The organism is Pseudomonas sp. PI1 (assembly GCF_000812405.1).
Taxonomy (GTDB): domain Bacteria; phylum Pseudomonadota; class Gammaproteobacteria; order Pseudomonadales; family Pseudomonadaceae; genus Pseudomonas; species Pseudomonas citronellolis.
On sequence record NZ_JWMC01000046.1, the window covers coordinates 38,621 to 60,642 of the forward strand.

The following is a 22,022-nucleotide window of genomic DNA, read 5'->3' on the forward strand; positions in this document are numbered from 1 at the left end:
ACGTTGATTCATACAAGAAACAAAAACGACCAGCCTCCGTGAAGCTGCGTGCGGCCCTGCTGGCCCGCTTCCGGGGCTGCCTTTTCCGAGGTGACGCTTCCATGTTGAGACCCACCCTGCTGGCCGCATTCACGCTGGCACACGCTCCGCTGCTCTTCGCCACCGAGCCCGGCCCGGCGCCGACCATCAGCCAGGGCATGCAGAACAAGCCCTTCCCGCACATCTCCTGGCGCAGCGAGGACGGCGACGCCAGCCTGGACGTCGGCGGCGCGCTGCGCGCCAACTACCGCTACGAGGACTGGGACAGCAGCATCAACCGCCCGGCGCGCTGGCTGTTCGACACCTTCCGCCTGGACGTGCAGGGCCGCTACCAGCAGTTCAACCTCGATGCCGGCTACTGGTTCCAGGACCGCAACAAGCGCGCAGTCGACCGGGCCTATCTCGGCTACCGCTTCGACGAGCGTTCCGACCTGCAGGTCGGCGCACCGGCCAGGCCCTTCGGCCTGCTGCCCTACCCGCAGTTCGGCTGGAGCTACCACATCCCGTTCTTCCTCGGCTTCGGCGTGAATACCGGTACCGGTCTGAAGTACGGCTACAAGGACAGCGACTGGGACTTCCAGGCCGCCTACTACCCGCGCATGCTGCCGTCGAGCATCCGCTACGCCCCGGAAGTCGGGCGCTACGCGGACCTCAAGGACAACGCCATCCCGGCGCTGCACGGCCGCCAGGACAACGAGAAGCGCAACCAGGTCAACCTGCGCCTGGCGCGCAGCTTCCAGGCCGGCGACTGGAACAACGAGGTGGGTGCTTCCCTGGCAGCCTCGCGGCTGTACAACGCCACCACCGACGACAACGGCAGCTTCTGGGCGGCCGGCGCCCACGGGGTGTTCAAGAACGGTCCCTGGACTATCTCGACCCAGGCGATCCGCTACGAATACGATCCGAAGAACCCCAGCGGCGTCAGCGACGACTCGGTGCTCATGGGCGGCAACGGCCTGACCCCGGCCTTCCTGGTGGCGGCCAAGGGCAGCATCGGCGGGCTCAACGTCGGCTACGACGTCGCCACGCCCTGGCTGGGGCCGGTGAAGAAGGTGAAGCTGTACAACGACTACAGCCGGCTGTGGAAAGACAAGAGCGGCTGGGACGACTCGCAGATGTATACCGCCGGCATCCAGTTCTTCGCCCTGCCGGTGATGGCCTGGCTGGACTTCACATGGGCGCGCAACGCCAACCCCTGGGGCGGCGCGGAGAACGGCACGGGCTGGACCTCGACCACCTCCTCGGGCAGCAACGACTGGTACTTCCGCACCAACCTGAACATCGGCTACTACTTCTGAGCCGGGCGGCGGGGCCAGGCCGGCGCCTGGCCCCGCCGGTCTTCAGAAGCGCTCCGCCGCCTGGGCGTGGCGCCGCGTCTCGTCCTGCTCCAGGCTCTCGCGGTAGGCGTGGGCCTCCTGCTCGCTGTAGAACACGCCGACCAGCAGGCCCTGCTGGTGCACGTCCCAGCAGCGCCGGCCGAGGGCACGGAATTCGCGGGATTTGTGGTCTTCGTCGCGTTCGCTGACAACTACGCTCATCGCTTGTTCTCCGTTGTTTGACTTGCATCAAGGCGGAATCAGATTCACTTAATTAGCCGGCTAACGAAATAGCCGAATCAGCAAAGGTTTTTTGCGAAAAACGTGGGGAACGCGAGGCAATTGCCTTGCCCGCCGCGCCGGGGCGCTTTCGTAGGATGGGTTGAGCCTGCGAAACCCATGCGGTCATGGCGATGGGTATCGCTTCGCTCAACGCCATCCTACGGGGTGTCGATAGCCGGACGATCCGGCGCGGATCGCGGATGAGATCCGCTACGCTGCCCCACCCGCGCCATTCCCATGTAGGAGCGCGCCCTGCGCGCGATTTCGCGGGCAGGGCCCGCTCCTACAGGTTGCCGGCAGGCACGGTATGCCTCCCCCGTAGGAGCGGACCTTGTCCGCGATAGCCGGACGCCCCGGCGCGGATCGCGGGCCGAGCCGGCAAGACAGCCGAGGCTCTGCAGGTGGACATGAAAAAGCCCGGCATCCCCAAAGGGAATGCCGGGCTTTTTCGGACCTGTCCGACGCTTAGAACGGAATGTCGTCGTCGAAGCTGTCGTAGTCGGCGGCCGGTTGCGGGGCCGGGGCGGCCTGTTGTTGCGGCGCCGGGCGCGGGGCCTGTTGCGGGCGCTGCTGGGGTTCGCGCGGCGCGCGCGGGGCGTCGTCGCCACCGGCGCCCGGACGGCCGCCGAGCAGTTGCATGTTGCCGTTGATGTCTACCACGATCTCGGTGGTGTAGCGGTCCTGACCGTCCTGGCCCTGCCACTTGCGGGTGCGCAGGCTGCCTTCGACGTAGATCTGCGAGCCCTTGCGCACGTACTCGGCGACGATCTCCGCCAGGCGGCCGAAGAACACCACGCGGTGCCATTCGGTACGTTCCTGCTGCTGGCCGGTCTGCTTGTCCTTCCAGCTCTCGCTGGTGGCCAGGGTGACGTTGGTCACCGCGTTGCCGTTGGGCAGGTAGCGGGTTTCCGGATCGCCACCGACGTTACCCACCAGAATGACTTTGTTAACCCCACGGGCCATGACGCTCTCCTAAAGGCTTCAGCACGTCGCCGGCTCGGCGCCTGCCAGGCGCTCGAGGGACGTGCGATCAACTTGTTGGGAATCTACTTTGACATAAGCGGCGGCCTCTTCGGCGACCACCATCACATCGCTCACACCGGGCAATGCCTTGAAACGCTCGGCCAACGAGGCATCGCGCAGCGCTTCGTCGGACAAAGGCAGGCGGATGCTCGTTACATACGGCGGTTCGCGCATGGTAACAGCAATCGCCAGCCAGATGGCAGCCAGCACGGCGCAGCCGATGAACACACCATCCAACCCGCCGTGCTGGAACATCCAGCCGCCGAGGATGCCGCCCACGGCGGCGCCGAGGAACTGGCTGGTGGAGTACACGCCCATCGCCGTGCCCTTGCCGCCGGCCGGGGAAACCTTGCTCACCAGCGATGGCAACGAGGCTTCCAGCAGGTTGAACGCGGTGAAGTAGACGACGATGCCGAACAGCAGTTCCTTCAGGCTGTAGCCGAATTCCCAGAAGAACAGCTCGCAGAGCATCAGGGTGGCCACCGCGCCGGCGAGCACGCGCTTCATCTGGCGCTTCTTCTCGGCGTAGATGATGAACGGCACCATGCCGAAGAAGCCCACCAGCAGCGCGGTCAGGTAGACCCACCAGTGTTCTTCCTTGGGCAGCCCGGCGCGCTCCACCAGGGCCAGCGGCAGGGCCACGAAGCTGGCCATGAGGATCGCGTGCAGCACCAGGATGCCGGCGTCCAGGCGCAGCAGCTCGGCGTTCTTCAGGGTCGGCAGCAGCGCCTGGCCGGCGACGCTGGACTCGCGGTGCTGCAGGCGGTGGTCCGGGGTCGGCACGAAGAACAGGATCATCAGCAGGCCGACCAGGGCCATGCCGGCGGTGAACCAGAACAGCCCGTGCAGGCCGAACAGGTGCGTCAGCACGGGGCCGGCGACCATGGCCACGGCGAAGGACACGCCGATGCTCATGCCGATGGTGGCCATGGCCTTGGTGCGGTGCTGCTCGCGGGTCAGGTCCGAGAGCATCGCCATCACCGCCGCGGAGATCGCCCCGGCGCCCTGGATCACCCGCCCGGCGATCACGCCCCAGATGCTGTCGGCGTTGGCCGCCACAGCCGCGCCTAGGGCGAACACCAGCAGCCCGACGACGATGATCGGCCGGCGGCCGATGCGGTCGGACAGGGTGCCCAGGGGAATCTGCAGGATGGCCTGGGTCAGGCCGTAGGCGCCGATGGCCAGGCCGATCAGCGCCGGGGTCGCGCCGGCCAGGTCCTGGCCGTAGGTGGCCAGGACCGGCAGGACCATGAACATGCCGAGCATGCGGAACGCGAAGACCAGGGAAAGGCCGACGGCCGCGCGGGTTTCGGTGCCACTCATGCGCTCAGTGTGGGTGTCGTGCATAAGTCCCTCAGGGGAATGACTGGAGCGGGCTGTGCTTCTTGCCCCCGCAATGGCGTGCCCATCCGTTCCCGGATGGCCGGCTGCCGCCGACGCCGAAAAATAGCCGGGCATTCTAGCAGCCCAGCCGCCCGGAGGCACAGACGCGCCACTTTGCCGCGTACTGCCGGGGAAACGTATACTCAACGGTTTTCGCCCGCCATGCGAGGCCGCTGTGGACAAGATCCTCATCCGTGGGGCACGTACCCACAACCTGAAGAACATCGACCTGACCCTGCCGCGCGACAAGCTGATCGTGATCACCGGCCTGTCCGGCTCCGGCAAGTCGTCCCTGGCCTTCGACACGCTCTACGCCGAAGGCCAGCGCCGCTACGTGGAATCCCTGTCGGCCTACGCCCGGCAGTTCCTCTCGATGATGGAAAAACCCGACGTCGACACCATCGAGGGCCTGTCGCCGGCCATCTCCATCGAGCAGAAGTCCACTTCGCACAACCCGCGCTCCACCGTGGGCACCATCACCGAGATCTACGACTACCTGCGCCTGCTCTACGCCCGCGTCGGCATCCCGCGCTGCCCGGACCATGACATTCCGCTAGAGGCGCAGACCGTCAGCCAGATGGTCGACCAGGTGCTGGCGCTGCCCGAGGGCCGCCGGCTGATGCTGCTGGCCCCGGTGATCCGCGAGCGCAAGGGCGAGCACCTGGCGGTGTTCGACGAAATGCGCGCCCAGGGCTTCGTCCGCGCGCGGGTCGACGGCAAGCTCTACGAACTGGACGAGCTGCCCAAGCTGGACAAGAAGCAGAAGCACTCCATCGACGTGGTGGTGGACCGCTTCAAGGTCCGCGGCGACCTGCAGCAGCGCCTGGCGGAATCCTTCGAGACGGCCATCAACCTGGCCGATGGCATCGCCCTGGTAGCACCCCTTCCCGACGAAGACGACAAAAAGCAGGGCGAAGAAGGCGAGGAGATGATCTTCTCCGCGCGCTTCGCCTGCCCGGTGTGCGGCCACTCCATCAGCGAGCTGGAACCCAAGCTGTTCTCCTTCAACAACCCCGCCGGCGCCTGCCCCACCTGCGACGGCCTGGGCGTGAAGCAGTTCTTCGACGCGCGCCGGGTGGTCAACGGCGAACTGACCCTGGCCGAGGGCGCCATCCGCGGCTGGGACAGGCGCAACGTCTATTACTTCCAGATGCTCGGCTCGCTGGCCGCGCATTTCGGCTTCAGCCTGGAGGTGCCCTTCCAGGAACTCTCGCCCGAGCACCAGAAGTTCATCCTCGGCGGCTCGGGGCGCGAGAACGTCGAGTTCCGCTACCTCAACGACCGCGGCGACATCGTCAAGCGCGCGCACCCCTTCGAGGGCATCCTGCCGAACCTGGAGCGCCGCTACCGCGAGACCGAGTCCATGACCGTGCGCGAGGAGCTGGCCAAGTTCCTCAGCACCCAGCCCTGCCCGGACTGCCACGGCACCCGCCTGCGCCGCGAGGCGCGCCACGTGTGGGTGGGCGACAAGACGCTGCCGGCGGTCACCGCGATGCCGGTGGGCGAGGCCAGCGAATACGCCGCCGGCCTGACCCTGACCGGCCGCCGCGGCGAGATCGCGGCGAAGATTCTCAAGGAAATCCGCGAGCGCCTGCAGTTCCTGGTCAACGTCGGCCTCGACTACCTGACCCTCGACCGCAGCGCCGACACCCTGTCCGGCGGCGAGGCCCAGCGCATCCGCCTGGCCAGCCAGATCGGCGCGGGCCTGGTGGGGGTGATGTACATCCTCGACGAGCCCTCCATCGGCCTGCACCAGCGCGACAACGAACGCCTGCTGGCCACCCTCACCCACCTGCGCAACCTGGGCAACACGGTGATAGTGGTGGAGCACGACGAGGACGCCATCCGCCTCGCCGACTACGTGGTCGACATCGGTCCCGGCGCCGGCGTGCACGGCGGGCAGATCGTCGCCGAGGGCACGCCCGAGCAGGTCATGAGCCACCCGGACTCGGTGACCGGCAAGTACCTCTCCGGCCGCCAGAAGATCGTGGTGCCCGCGCAGCGCACGCCGCGCAACAAGAAGCAGTTGCTCAAGCTCAAGGGCGCGCGCGGCAACAACCTGCGCAACGTCAACCTGGAGCTCCCGGTCGGCCTGTTCACCTGCGTCACCGGCGTGTCCGGCTCGGGCAAGTCGACGCTGATCAACAACACCCTGTTCCCGATCACCGCCACCGCGCTGAACGGCGCCACCAGCCTGGAAGTCGCGCCCTACGATTCCTTCGACGGCCTGCAACACCTGGACAAGGTGGTGGACATCGATCAGAGCCCGATCGGCCGCACGCCACGCTCCAACCCGGCGACCTACACCGGCCTGTTCACCCCGATCCGCGAGCTGTTCGCCGGCGTGCCGGAAGCCCGCTCGCGCGGCTACGGCCCTGGGCGCTTCTCGTTCAACGTCAAGGGCGGCCGCTGCGAGGCCTGCCAGGGCGACGGCGTGATCAAGGTAGAGATGCACTTCCTGCCGGATATCTACGTGCCCTGCGACGTCTGCAAGGGCAAGCGCTACAACCGCGAGACGCTGGAGATCCGCTACAAGGGCAAGAGCATCACCGAGGTGCTGGACATGACCATCGAGGACGCCCGCGCGTTCTTCGACGCCGTGCCGGCCATCGCCCGCAAGCTGCAGACGCTGATCGACGTGGGCCTGTCGTACATCAAGCTGGGGCAGAGCGCGACCACCCTGTCCGGCGGCGAGGCGCAGCGGGTGAAGCTGTCCCGCGAGCTGTCCAAGCGCGACACCGGCAAGACCCTGTACATCCTCGACGAGCCGACCACCGGCCTGCACTTCGCGGACATCCAGCAACTGCTCGACGTACTGCACCGCCTGCGCGACCACGGCAACACGGTGGTGGTGATCGAGCACAACCTGGACGTGATCAAGACCGCCGACTGGCTGGTCGACCTCGGCCCCGAGGGCGGCTCCAAGGGCGGCCAGATCATCGCCAGCGGCACGCCGGAGCAGGTGGCGGAGATGGAGGCCTCGCACACCGGGCGCTTCCTCAAGCCACTGCTGGAACGCGATCGGGCCTGACCGCTGAAAGGGGCTGTCCGTGCCCCCGGGGCGTCCGGGGGCCGGTGAGTCCAACATGGCAATGTCATAGCCTGGGCGGCGTAGGAGCGAGCGTAGCTTTTCGTAGGATGGCGTTGAGCGAAGCGATACCCATCACCGATGGCCGCATGGGTTTCGCAAGCTCAACCCATCCTACGAAAAGCACCTCGAAGCAGCCGGCAACCCACATGAAAATGCCGCTTCCCCGTAAAAGGGAAACGGCATTTTCTTTCAAGTGGCCACTGCTACCGCCAAAGCGGCGCCTTTTCTTCCCAGCCCAAGAACATCAGGCCAGATCGAAGCGGTCCAGGTTCATCACCTTGGTCCAGGCGGCGACGAAGTCCTTCACGAACTTCTCCTTGGCATCGCTGCTGGCGTAGACCTCGGCCAGCGCCCGCAGCACCGAGTGCGAACCGAAGATCAGGTCGGCACGGGTAGCGGTCCACTTCAGCTCGCCGCCCTTGCGGGCCCGGCCCTCGAAGACCTCCGCGGAGCCGTCCACCGGCGCCCAGACGGTGCCCATGTCCAGCAGGTTGACGAAGAAGTCGTTGCTGAGCACGCCGGGCCGGTCGGTGAACACGCCATGGGCGCTACCGTCGTAGTTGGCCCCCAGCATGCGCAGGCCGCCGACGAGCACGGTCATTTCCGGAGCGGTCAGGGTCAGCAGCTGGGCCTTGTCGACCAGCAGTGCCTCGGTGGACGCGCCGGGATTGGCGCTCTTGTAGTTGCGGAAGCCATCGGCGATGGGTTCGAGCACCTCGAAGGACTCGACGTCGGTCTGGTCCTGGCGGGCATCCGCGCGGCCCGGAGCGAAGGGCACCTCGATGTTCACGCCGGCAGCCTTGGCGGCCTGCTCGACGCCCACGTTGCCGGCCAGCACGATCACGTCGGCCAGCGAGGCCTTGCCGGAGAACCGCTGGATCTCGTCGAGCTTGGCCAATACCTTGGCGAGCTGCTGCGGGTTGTTGACCTCCCAGTCCTTCTGCGGCGCCAGGCGAATGCGCGCGCCATTGGCGCCGCCGCGCTTGTCGCCACCGCGGAAGGTGGAGGCCGAGGCCCAGGCGGTGGACACCAGCTCGGCGATCGACAGGCCGGACTCGGCGATCTTCGCCTTCAGGTCGGCGATGTCCGCGGCGCTCGGGTTGTGCGTGGCCGGCGGCAGCGGGTCCTGCCAGATCAGGTCTTCCTTCGGCACTTCCGGGCCGAGGTAGCGGGCCTTCGGCCCCATGTCGCGGTGGGTCAGCTTGAACCAGGCGCGGGCGAACGCATCGGCGAAGGCCTGCGGGTCATCGAGGAAGCGCTTGGAGATTTTCCCGAATTCCGGATCGAAGCGCAGGGTCAGGTCGGTGGTGAGCATGGTGGGCTTGCGCTTCTTCGACGGATCGAAGGGATCAGGAATGATCTCCGGCGCATCCTTGGCGACCCACTGGATGGCCCCGGCGGGCGAGCGGGTCTGTTCCCATTCGTACTTGAACAGGTTCTCGAAGAAGAAGTTGCTCCACTGGGTGGGCGTTTGCGTCCATACCACCTCGATGCCGGAGGTGATGGCGTCGGCGCCGACGCCGGAGCCATAGCTGCTGGCCCAGCCCAGGCCCTGCTGCTCGAGGGGGGCGTCTTCCGGGGGAGCGCCGACGTGGTCCGCCGAGCCGGCACCGTGGGTCTTGCCGAGGGTGTGGCCACCGGCGATCAGGGCGACGATCTCTTCGTCGTTCATCGCCATGTTGCCGAAGGTCGCACGGATGGCGGGCGCGGCCGACAACGGGTCACCGCTGGCATTGGGGCCTTCGGGGTTCACATAGATCAGGCCCATCTCGGTGGCCGCCAGGGGGTTCTTGGCCAGGGCCTCGGGGTCGCGGTGGACGAGCCAGGTCTTCTCGTCGCCCCAGTTGACGTCGTTGTCCGGCTCCCATACGTCTTCGCGGCCGGCGCCGAAGCCGAAGGTACGGAACCCCATGCTTTCCAGGGCCACGTTGCCGGCGAGCACCATCAGGTCGCCCCAGGAGATCTTCTGGCCGTATTTCTGCTTGATCGGCCACAGCAGGCGCCGCGCCTTGTCCAGGCTGACGTTGTCCGGCCAGGAGTTCAGCGGGGCGAAGCGCTGTTGGGCGCGGCCCACGCCGCCGCGGCCGTCGGCGATACGGTAGGTCCCGGCGGCGTGCCAGGCCATGCGGATCATCAGGCCACCATAGTGGCCCCAGTCGGCCGGCCACCATTCCTGGGAGTCGGTCATCAGGTGCTTCAGGTCGGCCTTCAGGGCCGAGTAGTCGAGTTTCTTGAACTCGTCGCGGTAGTTGAACTTCTCACCCAACGGGTTGGATCTTTCCGAATGCTGGTTCAGTAGGTCCAACTTCAGTTGATTCGGCCACCAGTCCTCGTTGGTAGTACCGCCACCAGCAACATAATGGAACGGGCATTTCGATTCATTCGACATTGCTTTCTCCTTTGTCCTCATCGGGTCGGTCTGGTCGACAGCTGCCGACGGTGGATTAAGACTAGTACCGCTCCGCTGGGGGGACCAATTTATGAAAAGCAACGGCACGATAGTTTTTGTCTCTTAGCAGAACCGTGCGCGATAGCCTCCCGAACAACGGAAATACAGCACCGGAATCCTCCCCCTGGCGCGCCTGGTGGAAACAAAAAAGCCCCTGCGACCGATAGGCGCGAGGGGCTTCTTTCATTGCAGACGAAACCTCATATCTGCGACTGCAGGTAGTTCTCCAGGCCCATCTTGGCGATCAGCCCGAGTTGCTGCTCCAGCCAGTAGGCGTGGTCTTCCTCGGTGTCGGCCAACTGGACCTTCAGCATGTCGCGGCTGACGAAGTCCTTGTGCTGTTCGCACAGCGCGATGCCCTTGGCCAAGGCCGCACGCACCTGGCGCTCCAGCTTGAGGTCGGCTTCGAGCATTTCCGGTACGGTACGGCCCGGGTGGATATCGTCGGGACGCATGCGCGGCGTGCCCTCCAGCAACAGGATGCGGCGGATCAGAGCGTCGGCGTGCTGGGTTTCCTCTTCCATCTCATGGTTGAGGCGCTCGTAGAGCTTGGCGAAGCCCCAGTCCTCGTACATGCGCGAGTGGATGAAGTACTGGTCGCGCGCGGCCAGCTCGCCGGTCAGCAGGGTATTGAGGTAGTCGATTACTTCAGCATGGCCTTGCATCAGTCAGCTCCATGAGTCCGGTGAATAATTGAAGAGAATTTGGTCCTCGACGACCATGACCCGCATCAATTCGAGGATAGTCCCGCCGGCGCGAGAGTGCCTTGCAAGACGCGCGGATCCTGGGCCGAAGGGAACGAGATACATTTCCAGCGGGCAATAAAAAACCGGGCCTGAGCCCGGTTTTTCATGAGTGGCGTTCGCCTTACTCAGCAGCTTCGACCGCTTCGCCGCCGACAGCACGATCAACCAGCTCGACGTACGCCATGGGGGCGTTGTCGCCAGCGCGGAAACCGCACTTGAGGATGCGCAGGTAGCCGCCCGGACGGTTGGCGTAGCGCTTGCCCAGCTCGTTGAACAGCTTGCCTACGGCAGCTTTCGAACGGGTACGGTCGAAAGCCAGACGACGGTTGGCGACGCTGTCTTCCTTGGCCAGGGTGATCAGCGGCTCGGCAACGCGGCGCAGTTCCTTGGCTTTCGGCAGGGTGGTTTTGATCAGTTCGTGTTCGAACAGCGACACAGCCATGTTCTGGAACATAGCCTTGCGGTGCGCGCTGGTGCGGCTCAGGTGACGACCACTTTTACGATGGCGCATGGTTCAATTCCTTTCCAAACTTTACGTTCGGTAGCTACGACGATCAGGCAGTAGCCTTGTCGTCTTTCTTAAGACTTGCCGGCGGCCAGTTGTCGAGGCGCATACCGAGGGACAGACCGCGAGAGGCCAGAACGTCCTTGATTTCGGTCAGGGACTTCTTGCCCAGGTTCGGAGTTTTCAGCAGCTCTACTTCGGTGCGCTGGATCAGGTCACCGATGTAGTAGATGTTCTCCGCCTTCAGGCAGTTGGCCGAACGAACGGTCAGCTCCAGGTCATCGACCGGACGCAGCAGGATCGGATCGATCTCGTCTTCCTGCTCTTCAACGACGGGTTCGCTGTCGCCCTTGAGGTCCACGAACGCTGCCAACTGCTGTTGCAGGATGGTAGCGGCGCGACGGATAGCCTCTTCGGGGTCCAGGGTGCCGTTGGTTTCCAGATCGAGGACCAGCTTGTCCAGGTTGGTACGCTGTTCGACACGGGCGTTCTCGACCACGTAGGCAACACGACGCACGGGGCTGAACGAGGCGTCGAGCTGCAGACGGCCGATGCTGCGGCTTTCGTCTTCATCGCTCGAGCGGGCATCAGCCGGCTCGTAGCCACGGCCACGAGCGACTTTCAGCTTCATGTTCAGCGCGCCGTTATCGGCCAGGTGGGCGATAACATGGTCACCGTTGACGATCTCGACATCATGATCCAGCTGAATATCGGCAGCGGTCACCACACCCGAGCCCTTTTTCGCCAGGGTCAGCGTCACTTCGTCACGGCCGTGCAGCTTGATGGCCAGACCTTTCAGGTTGAGCAGGATTTCGATGACGTCTTCCTGAACACCTTCGATCGCCGAGTACTCGTGGAGTACGCCGTCGATCTCGGCCTCGACCACTGCACAGCCAGGCATGGAGGACAACAGGATGCGACGCAGCGCGTTGCCCAGGGTATGGCCGAAGCCACGCTCGAGAGGCTCGAGCGTGATCTTGGCGCGGGTTTGGCTGACCACCTGCACATCGATGTGGCGGGGGGTCAGGAACTCATTTACCGAACTCTGCATGGATGCACCTATTTTCTAGCCCTTACTTGGAGTAGAGCTCGACAATCAGGTTTTCGTTGATGTCGGCGGACAGGTCGGCACGAGCCGGAACGCTCTTGAAGGTACCGGCCTTCTTGTCGGTGTCCACTTCGACCCACTCAACGCGACCGCGCTGGGCGCACAGTTCGAGGGCTTGAGCGATACGCAGCTGGTTCTTCGATTTCTCGCGAACAGCAACGACGTCGCCGGCCTTCACCTGATAGGACGGGATGTTGACGGTCTGACCGTTTACGCTGATGGTCTTGTGGGACACCAGCTGACGGGATTCCGAACGGGTGGAACCGAAGCCCATACGATAGACGACGTTGTCCAGACGGCATTCCAGCAGTTGCAGCAGGTTCTCACCAGTGGAGCCCTTGCGGCGGGAAGCCTCTTGGTAGTAGCCACGGAACTGACGCTCCAGCACGCCGTAGATGCGGCGGACTTTCTGCTTCTCACGCAGCTGCAGACCGTAGTCGGACAGACGGCCACGGCGAGCGCCGTGCTGGCCAGGAACCTGTTCGGCCTTGCACTTGGAGTCGAGCGCGCGAGCGCCGCTCTTCAGGAACAGGTCGGTGCCTTCACGGCGAGACAGTTTGCATTTGGGACCAATGTAACGAGCCATTTCTCACTGTCTCCTATTACACGCGACGCTTTTTCGGCGGGCGGCAGCCGTTGTGCGGGATCGGGGTTACGTCGGTGATGCTGGCGATCTTGTAACCGCAGGCATTCAGCGCACGAACAGCCGATTCGCGACCCGGGCCCGGGCCTTTGACGTTGACGTCAAGGTTCTTCAGACCGTATTCCAGAGCAGCCTGGCCGGCACGCTCGGCCGCTACCTGGGCAGCGAACGGGGTGCTCTTACGCGAGCCGCGGAAGCCCGAACCACCGGAAGTGGCCCAGGACAGGGCGTTGCCCTGACGGTCGGTGATGGTAACGATGGTGTTGTTGAAGGACGCGTGGATATGCGCGATCCCGTCGACCACCGTCTTTTTGACTTTCTTGCGAGGACGAGCAGCAGGTTTTGCCATGACTATATTCCTAAGCGATTACTTGCGGATCGGCTTACGCGGGCCCTTGCGGGTGCGCGCGTTGGTCTTGGTACGCTGACCGCGAACCGGCAGACCGCGACGATGACGCAGACCGCGGTAGCAACCGAGGTCCATCAGACGCTTGATGTTCATGTTGATTTCGCGGCGCAGGTCACCTTCGGTGGTCAGCTTGGCCACCTCGTTGCGCAGCGAATCGATCTGCTCTTCGCTCAGGTCCTTGATCTTCACTACCGGGCTGATGCCCGTGGCAGCGCAGATGCTCTGTGCGGTGGTGCGACCTACACCATAGATGTAGGTCAGCGAGATAACAGTGTGCTTGTTATCCGGAATGTTTACGCCTGCAATACGGGCCATTCAGAAAAACTCCAATTGACAGCTACCCGGCGCCCAGGAAGCCAAGAAAGGGCGCGGATATTAGCGCTGTAATAACAAATAATCAACCCGGCAGCGCACTAGCTGCCGGGCTATAACGCGTGGATCACACTCAGCCTTGGCGCTGCTTGTGACGCGGCTCCGCGCTGCAGATCACGCGAACGACGCCTTCGCGACGGATGATCTTGCAGTTGCGGCACAGCTTCTTAACCGATGCACGAACTTTCATCAGTGACTCCTACTAACCTTACGGGCCGGTCAGCGCAGCATGCTGCTGCCGCCATAACCCTTCAGGTTGGCTTTCTTCATGAGGGATTCGTACTGGTGAGAAACGAGGTGCGATTGTACTTGGGCCATAAAGTCCATCACAACCACGACCACGATCAGCAACGAGGTCCCGCCGAGGTAGAACGGAACGTGGGCAGCCACCACCAGGAACTGGGGCAACAGGCACACCGCCGTCATGTACAGGGCACCGAACATGGTCAAACGGGTCAGCACGCCATCGATGTAGCGAGCGGACTGTTCGCCCGGACGAATACCCGGAATAAATGCACCGGACTTCTTGAGGTTTTCCGCCACGTCCTTGGGATTGAACATCAGCGCTGTGTAGAAGAAGCAGAAGAAGATGATCCCTGCACTAAACAGCAGAATGTTCAGCGGCTGCCCCGGAGCGATCGCTTGCGCGACGTCCTGCAGCCAACCCAGGCCCTCCGACTGACCGAACCAGGCGCCCAGGGACGCCGGGAACAGCAGGATGCTGCTGGCGAAGATGGCCGGGATCACGCCCGCCATGTTCACTTTCAGCGGCAGATGGCTGGTTTGCGCGGCAAACACCTTGCGACCTTGCTGGCGCTTGGCGTAATGCACGGCGATGCGGCGCTGACCGCGCTCGATGAACACCACGAACGCGATGATCGCGACGGCCAGCAGGCCTACGGCGATCAGGGCGAAGATGTTGATGTCACCTTGACGGGCGGACTCGAAGGACTGCCCGATGGCGCGCGGCAGGCCGGCGACGATCCCGGAGAAGATCAGCATGGAGATACCATTGCCGACGCCCCGCTCGGTGATCTGCTCGCCCAGCCACATCATGAACAGCGCACCCGCCACGAAGGTGGTGACTGCCACGAAGTAGAAGCCGAAGTCATTGGAGAAGGCCACGCCCTGGCTGCCCAGGCCAACGGCCATGCCGATGGCCTGGACGAGCGCCAGGACGAGCGTTGCGTAGCGGGTGTACTGGCTGATCTTGCGACGCCCAGACTCACCCTCTTTCTTCAACTGCTCCAGCTGCGGGCTGATAGCGGTCATGAGCTGCATGATGATCGACGCCGAGATGTACGGCATGATCCCCAGTGCAAAGATGCTCATGCGCTCCAGCGCGCCGCCGGAAAACATGTTGAAGAGGCTAAGAATGGTCCCCTCGTTCTGCCGGAACAGTGCCGCCAAGCGATCGGGGTTGATGCCCGGAACCGGGATGTGCGCACCTATCCGATAGACGATGATCGCCAGGAACAGGAAACGCAGACGTGCCCAGAGCTCGGACAGACCGCCACCGTTGCTCAGCGCAGAGAGAGCACCTTGCTTAGCCATTTAGTCCTCGATTTTGCCGCCAGCTGCTTCGATAGCCGCACGAGCGCCCTTGGTGGCGCCGATGCCTTTCAGGGTGACCGCGCGGGCAACTTCACCGGACAGCACGACTTTGACGCGCTGTACGTTGCGGTTGATCACGTTGGCATCCTTCAGGGCCTGCACGGTGACGACTTCGCCTTCGACCTTGGCCAGCTCGGAGGTGCGAACCTCGGCGCGATCCAGGGCTTTCAGGGACTTGAAGCCGAACTTCGGCAGACGACGGTGCAGCGGCTGCTGACCACCCTCGAAGCCCGGGGCGATGGTGCCGCCGGAGCGCGAGGTCTGACCTTTGTGACCACGGCCACCGGTCTTGCCCAGACCGCTACCGATGCCACGGCCCGGACGCAGCTTCTCGCGACGGGCACCCGGCGCGGAACGCAGATCGTTCAGTTGCATGGATTAACCCTCCACACGCAGCAGGTAGTAGGCCTTGTTGATCATGCCGCGGTTCTCAGGAGTGTCCTGAACTTCGACGGTATGATTGATGCGACGCAGGCCCAGGCCTTTGACGCAGGCCTTGTGATTGGCCAGACGGCCGTTCAGGCTTTTGATCAGGGTAACTTTGACAGTTGCCATGGTTAGAGAATCTCCTCGACGCTCTTGCCACGCTTGGCCGCTACCGACTCAGGGGACTGCATGTTCTTCAGGCCCTTGAAGGTGGCGTATACCACGTTGACCGGGTTGGTCGAACCGTAGCACTTGGCCAGAACGTTCTGCACACCGGCCACTTCCAGGACGGCACGCATGGCGCCGCCGGCGATGATGCCGGTACCTTCGGAAGCCGGCTGCATGTACACCTTGGAGGCGCCATGGGCGGACTTGGTCGGGTACTGCAGGGTGGTGCCGTTCAGATCCACCTGGATCATGTTGCGGCGAGCAGCTTCCATGGCCTTCTGGATGGCGGCCGGCACTTCACGCGCCTTGCCACGACCGAAGCCAACACGGCCCTTGCCATCGCCAACCACGGTCAGCGCGGTGAAGGCGAAGATACGGCCACCTTTTACGGTTTTGGCGACGCGGTTAACTTGAACCAGCTTCTCGATGTAGCCTTCGTCGCGCTTTTGATCGTTGTTTGCCATAACTTAGAACTCCAGACCGCCTTCGCGAGCGGCATCAGCCAGGGCCTTGATGCGGCCGTGGTACTTGAAGCCAGAACGGTCGAACGCCACCTGAGTGACGCCGGCAGCCTTGGCGCGTTCGGCGACCAGTTGACCAACTTTCTTGGCTGCGTCGACGTTGCCGGTGGCACCTTCGCGCAGTTCCTTGTCCAGGGTCGAGGCGCTGGCCAGGACCTTGCCGCCGTCGGCCGCGATGACCTGGGCGTAAATGTGCTGGGAGGAGCGGTACACGCAAAGGCGTACGGCTTCCAGCTCGCGCATCTTCAGGCGTGCCTTGCGAGCGCGACGCAGACGGGTTTCTTTCTTGACGCTCATTTGCTATGCCCTACTTCTTCTTGGCTTCTTTACGAAGTACGACTTCGTCCGAATACCGCACGCCCTTGCCCTTGTACGGCTCCGGCGGACGGAAATCGCGGATCTCCGCGGCAACCTGGCCGACCAGCTGCTTGTCGATGCCCTTGATCAGGATATCGGTCTGGCTGGGGGTTTCGGCGACGATGCCGGCGGGCAGTTCGTAATCGACCGGGTGGGAGAAGCCGAGGGCCAGGGACAGCACTTGGCCTTTGGCCTGCGCCTTGTAACCAACGCCGACCAGCTGGAGCTTGCGCTCGAAGCCCTGGCTGACGCCGATCACCATGTTGTTGACCAGGGCGCGGGTGGTACCGGCCATGGCACGGGTCTGCTGGTCGCCGTTACGGGCGGCGAAACGCAGCTCACCGTTGTCCTGGATGACTTCTACGGACGGGTGGACTTTCAGCTCGAGGGAGCCTTTGGAGCCCTTGACCGAGAGTTCCTGACCAGCCAGCTTGATTTCGACGCCGGCGGGCAGCTTGACGGGGTTCTTAGCAACGCGAGACATGCTGATTCCCCTTAGAACACAGTGCAGAGCACTTCGCCACCAACGCCAGCGGCACGGGCTGCGCGGTCGGTCATCACACCTTTGTTGGTGGAGACGATCGACACACCCAGACCACCGCGAACTTTCGGCAGCTGATCTACGGACTTGTACTGGCGCAGGCCAGGACGGCTGATTCGCTTCACTTCTTCGATGACGGGTTTGCCTTCGAAGTACTTCAGCTCGATGGACAGCTGAGGCTTGGCCTCGGCGCTGACCTGATAGTCCGCAATGTAACCTTCGTCCTTGAGGACTTTGGCTACTGCCGCCTTCAGCTTGGAAGACGGCATGCTCACGACGGTCTTCTCAGCCATCTGGGCATTACGGATGCGAGTTAGCATGTCTGCTAACGGGTCCTGCATACTCATGGGCTTAATGCTCCTGATACAAAAGATAAGCCTTCAACGATACTCACCCTCAAAACGCAGGGTGAGAAAAACCCAGGCTCAGGGGAGCCGGGTATTCTAGAGACCGCTCAAAAACGAATCAAGCCCCACGAGGGGGCTTGCTTCGCAAAGCGATCAACGGAGCCGTTGCCGGCCCCGTCTCGACCGACTTACCAGCTGGCTTTCACCAGGCCCGGTACGTCGCCGCGCATGGCGGCTTCACGCAGCTTGTTACGGCTCAGGCCGAACTTGCGGTAGAAGCCGTGCGGACGACCGGTCAGGCGGCAACGGTTACGCAGGCGGCTGGCGCTCGCGTCACGCGGTTGCTTCTGCAGGGCGACCTGCGCATTCCAACGCTCTTCCTGGGAGGAGTTCGGATTAGCGATGATCGCTTTCAGCTCGGCACGCTTCTGGGCGTACTTGGCTACCGTGCGCTGACGCTTCAGCTCACGGTTTTTCATGCTCTCTTTGGCCATGTTCCTACTCCAATCAGTTGCGGAACGGGAAGTTGAAGGCGCGCAGCAGAGCGCGACCTTCATCGTCCGTACGGGCGGTGGTGGTCAGAGTGATGTCCATGCCGCGCAGAGCATCGATCTTGTCGTAATCGATTTCCGGGAAGATGATCTGCTCTTTCACGCCCATGCTGTAGTTGCCGCGGCCATCGAAGGACTTGGCATTCAGGCCGCGGAAGTCACGCACGCGCGGCAGGGAGATGGAGAGCAGGCGGTCCAGGAATTCGTACATGCGGTCGCCACGCAGGGTGACCTTCACGCCGATCGGCCAGCCTTCACGGATCTTGAAGCCGGCGATGGACTTACGAGCGTAAGTCACGACCGGCTTCTGGCCTGCGATCTTTTCCAGATCGGCCACGGCGCTCTCGATGACTTTCTTGTCACCGACAGCTTCGCCAAGACCCATGTTCAGGGTGATTTTGGTAACGCGCGGAACTTCCATCACGTTCGCCAGCTGAAGCTCTTGCTTCAGCTTGGGCGCGATTTCCTTCCGGTACAGTTCTTTCAATCGTGCCATGGTATCTACCTACTCCCTCAAGCCTGGACCGGTTTCTGGGTCGACTTGAAGACACGAACCTTCTTACCGTCTTCTACCTTGAAGCCAACGCGGTCAGCCTTGCTGGTTTCCGGGTTGAAGATGGCGACGTTGGAGACGTGCAGAGGCGCCTCCTTCTCGACGATCCCGCCTTGCTGGTTGAGCATGGGGTTGGGCTTGGTGTGGCGCTTGATCAGGTTCACACCGCCGACGACCAGACGGTCGTCAGCGAGAACTTTCAGCACCTTGCCACGCTTGCCCTTGTCCTTGCCGGCAATGACGATGACTTCGTCGTCACGACGAATTTTTTGCATGACGGCTACTCCTTACAGCACTTCAGGGGCGAGCGAGACGATCTTCATGAACTTCTCGGTACGAAGTTCACGAGTCACGGGCCCGAAGATACGGGTGCCGATCGGCTCCTGCTTGTTGTTCAGCAGGACGGCGGCGTTACCGTCGAAGCGGATGATGGAGCCGTCGGTGCGACGAACGCCGTGCTTGGTGCGAACGACCACGGCAGTCATGACCTGGCCTTTCTTCACCTTGCCGCGCGGAATCGCTTCCTTGACGGTGACTTTGATGATGTCGCCAATGCCGGCGTAGCGACGGTGGGAACCGCCGAGCACCTTGATGCACATTACGCGACGCGCGCCGCTGTTATCAGCGACATCGAGCATGGATTGAGTCTGAATCATTATCTATCTCCGACCCTTAGACTTCCACTGCGCGCTCGACGATATCAACCAGGGTCCAGGCCTTGGTCTTGGCCAGCGGACGGGTTTCGCGAATGGTGACCAGGTCACCAATGCGGCACTGATTGGTTTCGTCGTGGGCGTGCAGCTTGGTCGAACGCTTCACGTATTTGCCGTAGATCGGGTGCTTGACGCGACGCTCGATCAGAACGGTGACGGTCTTGTCCATCTTGTCGCTGACGACGCGGCCGGTCAGCGTACGGACGGTTTTCTGAGCTTCAGCCATGTTCACTTACCTGCTTGCTGATTGAGCACAGTTTTGACGCGAGCGATGTCGCGCTTCACCTGCGAGAGCAGGTGGGACTGCGCCAACTGGCCAGTTGCTTTCTGCATACGCAGATTGAACTGGTCGCGCAGCAGGCCGAGCAGTTGCTCGTTCAGCTGCTCCACGGATTTCTCACGAAGTTCATTCGCTTTCATCACATCACCGTCCGCTTAACAAAGGAGGTGGCGAGCGGCAGCTTTGCAGCAGCCAGGGCGAATGCCTCACGCGCCAGCTCTTCGGATACACCCTCGATCTCGTACAGGACCTTGCCCGGTTGAATCTGGGCTACCCAGTACTCGACGCCGCCCTTACCTTTACCCATACGAACTTCGAGGGGCTTCTTGGTAACCGGCTTGTCGGGGAATACGCGGATCCAGATCTTGCCGCCACGTTTTACGTGACGGGTCAGCGCACGACGTGCGGACTCGATCTGACGCGCGGTGAGACGGCCACGGCTGGTCGCCTTGAGGGCGAACTCGCCGAAGCTGACTTTGCTACCGCGATGAGCCAGGCCACGGTTGTGACCGGTCATTTGCTTGCGGAACTTCGTACGCTTAGGTTGCAGCATTTGCGTACTCCTTACTTAGCAGCTTTTTTACGAGGAGCGGGCGCTACCGGCTTGAGCTCTTCCTGGCGGCCACCGATGACCTCGCCTTTGAAGATCCAAACCTTGACACCGATCACACCGTAGGTGGTGTGCGCTTCGTAGGTGGCATAGTCGATATCGGCACGCAGGGTGTGCAGGGGCACACGACCTTCGCGATACCATTCGGTACGAGCAATTTCAGCGCCGCCCAAACGACCGCTCACCTGGATCTTGATGCCCTTGGCACCAATACGCATGGCGTTCTGCACGGCGCGCTTCATGGCGCGACGGAACATGACGCGGCGTTCCAGCTGCTGAGCTACGCTCTGCGCAACCAGCATGCTATCGAGTTCCGGCTTGCGGATTTCCTCGATGTTGATGTGCACGGGCACACCCATTTGCTTGGTCAGGTCCTGACGCAGCTTCTCAACATCTTCACCTTTCTTGCCGATCACGATACCGGGACGGGCGGTGTGGATGGTGATACGTGCGGTTTGAGCCGGGCGATGGATATCGATACGGCTTACGGACGCGCTTTTTAGTTTGTCTTGGAGGTACTCACGGACCTTCAGGTCGGCGAACAGATAATCGGCGTAAGTGCGCTTATCTGCGTACCAAACGGAGGTGTGCTCCTTGACGATACCCAGGCGGATGCCATTGGGATGTACTTTCTGACCCATCTGATCGACTCCGTTACTTGTCCGCAACCTTGACAGTGATATGGCAAGACCGCTTGACGATGCGATCAGCACGGCCTTTGGCGCGCGGCATGATGCGCTTGAGCGAACGACCTTCGTTGACGAAGACGGTGGAGACCTTCAGGTCGTCCACATCGGCGCCTTCGTTGTGCTCAGCGTTGGCAACAGCCGACTCCAGCACTTTCTTCATGATCTCGGCGGCTTTCTTACTGCTGAAAGCCAGGAGGTTGAGCGCTTCGCCCACCTTCTTCCCGCGGATCTGGTCGGCGACCAAGCGGGCTTTCTGGGCGGAGATACGAGCGCCCGACAGCTTAGCGGCTACTTCCATCTTCCTTACCCCTTAACGCTTGGCTTTCTTGTCCGCAGCATGCCCACGATAAGTGCGGGTAGCAGCGAACTCGCCGAGTTTGTGACCGACCATGTCTTCGTTGACCAGGACCGGCACGTGTTGACGGCCGTTGTGGACAGCGATGGTCAGACCAACCATATGCGGCAGAATCATCGAACGACGCGACCAGGTCTTGATCGGCTTGCGGTCGTTCTTTTCCACCGCCACTTCGACCTTCTTCAGCAGGTGAAGATCGATAAAAGGACCTTTTTTCAGAGAACGCGGCACTGTCGTATCCCTCTATTTACTTGCGGCGACGGACGATCATGTTATCGGTACGCTTGTTCGCGCGAGTCTTCTTACCCTTGGTCTGAAGACCCCACGGCGATACCGGATGACGACCAGCAGAGGTACGACCTTCACCACCACCATGCGGGTGGTCGACCGGGTTCATGGCGACGCCACGAACGGTCGGGCGAATGCCGCGCCAGCGTTTGGCACCAGCTTTACCCAGCGAACGCAGGCTGTGCTCGGAGTTCGAGACTTCGCCCAGGGTCGCACGGCAGTCAGCCAGGACTTTACGCATTTCACCGGAACGCAGACGCACGGTTACGTAAGCGCCTTCACGGGCTACCAGCTGGGCCGAGGCGCCAGCGGAGCGAACCAGCTGGGCGCCTTTGCCCGGCTTCAGCTCGATACCGTGGATGGTGCTACCAACCGGGATGTTGCGCAGCGGCATGTTGTTGCCGGGCTTGATCGGAGCGCCGATACCGGAGATCAGTTGATCGCCAGCCACCACGCCTTTGGGGGCGATGATGTAACGACGCTCACCGTCCGCGTACTTCAGCAGAGCGATGTGCGCAGTGCGGTTCGGGTCATATTCCACGCGCTCGACGATGGCAGGGATGCCATCCTTGTTGCGGCGGAAGTCGACCAGACGGTAGTGCTGCTTGTGACCACCGCCGATGTGGCGGGGGGGGGTAAGACC

General features: G+C 62.7%; 31 protein-coding genes. 2 read left to right on the forward strand and 29 right to left on the reverse strand.

Annotation, left to right across the window (positions count from 1 at the left end; translation table 11 throughout):
• Positions 1–101 precede the first annotated feature (101 nt).
• Positions 102–1,337, forward strand: coding sequence for a hypothetical protein (locus tag RN02_RS16295; RefSeq protein WP_052267755.1), 1,236 nt, complete (start codon positions 102–104; stop codon positions 1,335–1,337).
• Positions 1,338–1,379: 42 nt separating this feature from the next.
• Here the strand turns inward: RN02_RS16295 and RN02_RS16300 are convergent, their stop codons facing one another.
• From RN02_RS16300 to RN02_RS16310, 3 genes are all read right to left on the reverse strand, one after another.
• Positions 1,380–1,577, reverse strand: coding sequence for a hypothetical protein (locus RN02_RS16300; protein WP_043315334.1), 198 nt, complete (start codon positions 1,575–1,577; stop codon positions 1,380–1,382).
• 525 nt (positions 1,578–2,102) lie between these two features.
• A complete protein-coding gene (ssb, locus tag RN02_RS16305) occupies positions 2,103–2,600 on the reverse strand; it encodes a single-stranded DNA-binding protein (RefSeq protein ID WP_009617188.1) in 498 nt (165 codons plus the stop codon).
• Between the two features lie 18 nt (positions 2,601–2,618).
• Positions 2,619–4,007 (reverse strand): MFS transporter, encoded by a 1,389-nt coding sequence (locus RN02_RS16310; protein WP_043315336.1) that lies wholly within the window; start codon positions 4,005–4,007, stop codon positions 2,619–2,621.
• Between the two features lie 211 nt (positions 4,008–4,218).
• Here RN02_RS16310 and uvrA point away from each other — a divergent pair, with 211 nt between their 5' ends.
• The gene (uvrA, locus tag RN02_RS16315) at positions 4,219–7,074 is read left to right on the forward strand and encodes an excinuclease ABC subunit UvrA (protein WP_009617186.1); all 2,856 of its coding nucleotides are present in this window, start codon (positions 4,219–4,221) and stop codon (positions 7,072–7,074) included.
• Positions 7,075–7,378: 304 nt separating this feature from the next.
• On the opposite strand, the gene katG is transcribed toward uvrA, so the two are convergent.
• The 26 genes from katG to rplB form a co-directional block, all read right to left on the reverse strand.
• A complete protein-coding gene (gene katG, locus RN02_RS16320; protein WP_177331062.1) occupies positions 7,379–9,523 on the reverse strand; it encodes a catalase/peroxidase HPI in 2,145 nt (714 codons plus the stop codon).
• A gap of 260 nt (positions 9,524–9,783) precedes the next feature.
• Positions 9,784–10,248, reverse strand: coding sequence for a bacterioferritin (gene bfr, locus RN02_RS16325; RefSeq protein ID WP_009617184.1), 465 nt, complete (start codon positions 10,246–10,248; stop codon positions 9,784–9,786).
• 202 nt (positions 10,249–10,450) lie between these two features.
• The gene (gene rplQ, locus RN02_RS16330) at positions 10,451–10,840 is read right to left on the reverse strand and encodes a 50S ribosomal protein L17 (RefSeq protein WP_009617183.1); all 390 of its coding nucleotides are present in this window, start codon (positions 10,838–10,840) and stop codon (positions 10,451–10,453) included.
• 43 nt (positions 10,841–10,883) lie between these two features.
• Positions 10,884–11,885: a DNA-directed RNA polymerase subunit alpha gene (locus RN02_RS16335; protein ID WP_009617182.1), complete on the reverse strand. Its 1,002-nt coding sequence runs from the start codon at positions 11,883–11,885 to the stop codon at positions 10,884–10,886.
• A gap of 22 nt (positions 11,886–11,907) precedes the next feature.
• Positions 11,908–12,528 carry a 30S ribosomal protein S4 gene (gene rpsD, locus RN02_RS16340; protein ID WP_009617181.1) on the reverse strand — a complete coding sequence of 207 codons (621 nt, stop codon included), beginning with the start codon at positions 12,526–12,528 and terminating at the stop codon, positions 11,908–11,910.
• A gap of 16 nt (positions 12,529–12,544) precedes the next feature.
• Complete coding sequence (rpsK, locus tag RN02_RS16345; protein ID WP_003093689.1) at positions 12,545–12,934, reverse strand: 30S ribosomal protein S11; 390 nt, start codon at positions 12,932–12,934, stop codon at positions 12,545–12,547.
• 18 nt (positions 12,935–12,952) lie between these two features.
• A complete protein-coding gene (gene rpsM / locus RN02_RS16350; RefSeq protein ID WP_009617178.1) occupies positions 12,953–13,309 on the reverse strand; it encodes a 30S ribosomal protein S13 in 357 nt (118 codons plus the stop codon).
• Between the two features lie 130 nt (positions 13,310–13,439).
• On the reverse strand, positions 13,440–13,556 hold the full coding sequence (gene rpmJ / locus RN02_RS32375) for a 50S ribosomal protein L36 (RefSeq protein ID WP_002555468.1): 117 nt from the start codon (positions 13,554–13,556) through the stop codon (positions 13,440–13,442).
• Positions 13,557–13,585: 29 nt separating this feature from the next.
• Positions 13,586–14,920: a preprotein translocase subunit SecY gene (gene secY, locus RN02_RS16355; RefSeq protein WP_009617177.1), complete on the reverse strand. Its 1,335-nt coding sequence runs from the start codon at positions 14,918–14,920 to the stop codon at positions 13,586–13,588.
• The gene (rplO, locus tag RN02_RS16360; protein WP_009617175.1) at positions 14,921–15,355 is read right to left on the reverse strand and encodes a 50S ribosomal protein L15; all 435 of its coding nucleotides are present in this window, start codon (positions 15,353–15,355) and stop codon (positions 14,921–14,923) included.
• 3 nt (positions 15,356–15,358) lie between these two features.
• Entirely contained in the window at positions 15,359–15,535 is a 177-nt protein-coding gene (gene rpmD, locus RN02_RS16365; RefSeq protein WP_009617174.1) for a 50S ribosomal protein L30, read from the reverse strand.
• 2 nt (positions 15,536–15,537) lie between these two features.
• Positions 15,538–16,038 carry a 30S ribosomal protein S5 gene (gene rpsE / locus RN02_RS16370; RefSeq protein WP_009617173.1) on the reverse strand — a complete coding sequence of 167 codons (501 nt, stop codon included), beginning with the start codon at positions 16,036–16,038 and terminating at the stop codon, positions 15,538–15,540.
• A gap of 3 nt (positions 16,039–16,041) precedes the next feature.
• Positions 16,042–16,392 (reverse strand): 50S ribosomal protein L18, encoded by a 351-nt coding sequence (rplR, locus tag RN02_RS16375; RefSeq protein ID WP_009617172.1) that lies wholly within the window; start codon positions 16,390–16,392, stop codon positions 16,042–16,044.
• 10 nt (positions 16,393–16,402) lie between these two features.
• Positions 16,403–16,936, reverse strand: a complete 534-nt coding sequence (gene rplF, locus RN02_RS16380) for a 50S ribosomal protein L6 (protein ID WP_009617171.1) — start codon at positions 16,934–16,936, stop codon at positions 16,403–16,405.
• Between the two features lie 11 nt (positions 16,937–16,947).
• Positions 16,948–17,340: a 30S ribosomal protein S8 gene (rpsH, locus tag RN02_RS16385; protein ID WP_009617170.1), complete on the reverse strand. Its 393-nt coding sequence runs from the start codon at positions 17,338–17,340 to the stop codon at positions 16,948–16,950.
• Between the two features lie 188 nt (positions 17,341–17,528).
• Positions 17,529–17,834 (reverse strand): 30S ribosomal protein S14, encoded by a 306-nt coding sequence (gene rpsN / locus RN02_RS16390; protein WP_009617169.1) that lies wholly within the window; start codon positions 17,832–17,834, stop codon positions 17,529–17,531.
• A 13-nt stretch (positions 17,835–17,847) separates the two neighbouring features.
• The gene (gene rplE / locus RN02_RS16395) at positions 17,848–18,387 is read right to left on the reverse strand and encodes a 50S ribosomal protein L5 (RefSeq protein WP_009617168.1); all 540 of its coding nucleotides are present in this window, start codon (positions 18,385–18,387) and stop codon (positions 17,848–17,850) included.
• A 17-nt stretch (positions 18,388–18,404) separates the two neighbouring features.
• Entirely contained in the window at positions 18,405–18,719 is a 315-nt protein-coding gene (gene rplX / locus RN02_RS16400; RefSeq protein ID WP_009617167.1) for a 50S ribosomal protein L24, read from the reverse strand.
• Positions 18,720–18,731: 12 nt separating this feature from the next.
• Positions 18,732–19,100, reverse strand: coding sequence for a 50S ribosomal protein L14 (rplN, locus tag RN02_RS16405; protein ID WP_003093714.1), 369 nt, complete (start codon positions 19,098–19,100; stop codon positions 18,732–18,734).
• Positions 19,101–19,116: 16 nt separating this feature from the next.
• Positions 19,117–19,383, reverse strand: a complete 267-nt coding sequence (rpsQ, locus tag RN02_RS16410; protein WP_009617165.1) for a 30S ribosomal protein S17 — start codon at positions 19,381–19,383, stop codon at positions 19,117–19,119.
• Between the two features lie 2 nt (positions 19,384–19,385).
• The gene (rpmC, locus tag RN02_RS16415) at positions 19,386–19,577 is read right to left on the reverse strand and encodes a 50S ribosomal protein L29 (protein ID WP_009617164.1); all 192 of its coding nucleotides are present in this window, start codon (positions 19,575–19,577) and stop codon (positions 19,386–19,388) included.
• The gene (gene rplP / locus RN02_RS16420) at positions 19,577–19,990 is read right to left on the reverse strand and encodes a 50S ribosomal protein L16 (protein WP_009617163.1); all 414 of its coding nucleotides are present in this window, start codon (positions 19,988–19,990) and stop codon (positions 19,577–19,579) included. Before rplP ends, rpmC begins: the two co-directional genes overlap by 1 nt.
• A gap of 11 nt (positions 19,991–20,001) precedes the next feature.
• Positions 20,002–20,688: a 30S ribosomal protein S3 gene (gene rpsC / locus RN02_RS16425; protein ID WP_009617162.1), complete on the reverse strand. Its 687-nt coding sequence runs from the start codon at positions 20,686–20,688 to the stop codon at positions 20,002–20,004.
• 13 nt (positions 20,689–20,701) lie between these two features.
• Complete coding sequence (rplV, locus tag RN02_RS16430) at positions 20,702–21,034, reverse strand: 50S ribosomal protein L22 (RefSeq protein WP_003103908.1); 333 nt, start codon at positions 21,032–21,034, stop codon at positions 20,702–20,704.
• A gap of 12 nt (positions 21,035–21,046) precedes the next feature.
• On the reverse strand, positions 21,047–21,322 hold the full coding sequence (gene rpsS / locus RN02_RS16435; protein ID WP_003093734.1) for a 30S ribosomal protein S19: 276 nt from the start codon (positions 21,320–21,322) through the stop codon (positions 21,047–21,049).
• A 16-nt stretch (positions 21,323–21,338) separates the two neighbouring features.
• Positions 21,339–22,022 (reverse strand): 50S ribosomal protein L2 (gene rplB / locus RN02_RS32380; RefSeq protein WP_082033822.1); only part of this gene is annotated, 684 nt, incomplete at its 5' end.

Coding starts and splice junctions, on each gene's coding strand:
- RN02_RS16295 (WP_052267755.1), top strand. CDS start 102: ATGTTGAGACCCACCCTGCTGGCCGCATTCACGCTGGCACACGCTCCG.
- RN02_RS16300 (WP_043315334.1), bottom strand. CDS start 1,577: ATGAGCGTAGTTGTCAGCGAACGCGACGAAGACCACAAATCCCGCGAA.
- ssb (WP_009617188.1), bottom strand. CDS start 2,600: ATGGCCCGTGGGGTTAACAAAGTCATTCTGGTGGGTAACGTCGGTGGC.
- RN02_RS16310 (WP_043315336.1), bottom strand. CDS start 4,007: ATGCACGACACCCACACTGAGCGCATGAGTGGCACCGAAACCCGCGCG.
- katG (WP_177331062.1), bottom strand. CDS start 9,523: ATGTCGAATGAATCGAAATGCCCGTTCCATTATGTTGCTGGTGGCGGT.
- bfr (WP_009617184.1), bottom strand. CDS start 10,248: ATGCAAGGCCATGCTGAAGTAATCGACTACCTCAATACCCTGCTGACC.
- rplQ (WP_009617183.1), bottom strand. CDS start 10,840: ATGCGCCATCGTAAAAGTGGTCGTCACCTGAGCCGCACCAGCGCGCAC.
- RN02_RS16335 (WP_009617182.1), bottom strand. CDS start 11,885: ATGCAGAGTTCGGTAAATGAGTTCCTGACCCCCCGCCACATCGATGTG.
- rpsD (WP_009617181.1), bottom strand. CDS start 12,528: ATGGCTCGTTACATTGGTCCCAAATGCAAACTGTCTCGCCGTGAAGGC.
- rpsK (WP_003093689.1), bottom strand. CDS start 12,934: ATGGCAAAACCTGCTGCTCGTCCTCGCAAGAAAGTCAAAAAGACGGTG.
- rpsM (WP_009617178.1), bottom strand. CDS start 13,309: ATGGCCCGTATTGCAGGCGTAAACATTCCGGATAACAAGCACACTGTT.
- rpmJ (WP_002555468.1), bottom strand. CDS start 13,556: ATGAAAGTTCGTGCATCGGTTAAGAAGCTGTGCCGCAACTGCAAGATC.
- secY (WP_009617177.1), bottom strand. CDS start 14,920: ATGGCTAAGCAAGGTGCTCTCTCTGCGCTGAGCAACGGTGGCGGTCTG.
- rplO (WP_009617175.1), bottom strand. CDS start 15,355: ATGCAACTGAACGATCTGCGTTCCGCGCCGGGTGCCCGTCGCGAGAAG.
- rpmD (WP_009617174.1), bottom strand. CDS start 15,535: ATGGCAACTGTCAAAGTTACCCTGATCAAAAGCCTGAACGGCCGTCTG.
- rpsE (WP_009617173.1), bottom strand. CDS start 16,038: ATGGCAAACAACGATCAAAAGCGCGACGAAGGCTACATCGAGAAGCTG.
- rplR (WP_009617172.1), bottom strand. CDS start 16,392: ATGAGCGTCAAGAAAGAAACCCGTCTGCGTCGCGCTCGCAAGGCACGC.
- rplF (WP_009617171.1), bottom strand. CDS start 16,936: ATGTCTCGCGTTGCTAAGAACCCCGTCAAGCTGCCCGCCGGCGTCGAA.
- rpsH (WP_009617170.1), bottom strand. CDS start 17,340: ATGAGTATGCAGGACCCGTTAGCAGACATGCTAACTCGCATCCGTAAT.
- rpsN (WP_009617169.1), bottom strand. CDS start 17,834: ATGGCCAAAGAGAGCATGAAAAACCGTGAGCTGAAGCGTCAGCGCACG.
- rplE (WP_009617168.1), bottom strand. CDS start 18,387: ATGGCACGATTGAAAGAACTGTACCGGAAGGAAATCGCGCCCAAGCTG.
- rplX (WP_009617167.1), bottom strand. CDS start 18,719: ATGCAAAAAATTCGTCGTGACGACGAAGTCATCGTCATTGCCGGCAAG.
- rplN (WP_003093714.1), bottom strand. CDS start 19,100: ATGATTCAGACTCAATCCATGCTCGATGTCGCTGATAACAGCGGCGCG.
- rpsQ (WP_009617165.1), bottom strand. CDS start 19,383: ATGGCTGAAGCTCAGAAAACCGTCCGTACGCTGACCGGCCGCGTCGTC.
- rpmC (WP_009617164.1), bottom strand. CDS start 19,577: ATGAAAGCGAATGAACTTCGTGAGAAATCCGTGGAGCAGCTGAACGAG.
- rplP (WP_009617163.1), bottom strand. CDS start 19,990: ATGCTGCAACCTAAGCGTACGAAGTTCCGCAAGCAAATGACCGGTCAC.
- rpsC (WP_009617162.1), bottom strand. CDS start 20,688: ATGGGTCAGAAAGTACATCCCAATGGCATCCGCCTGGGTATCGTCAAG.
- rplV (WP_003103908.1), bottom strand. CDS start 21,034: ATGGAAGTAGCCGCTAAGCTGTCGGGCGCTCGTATCTCCGCCCAGAAA.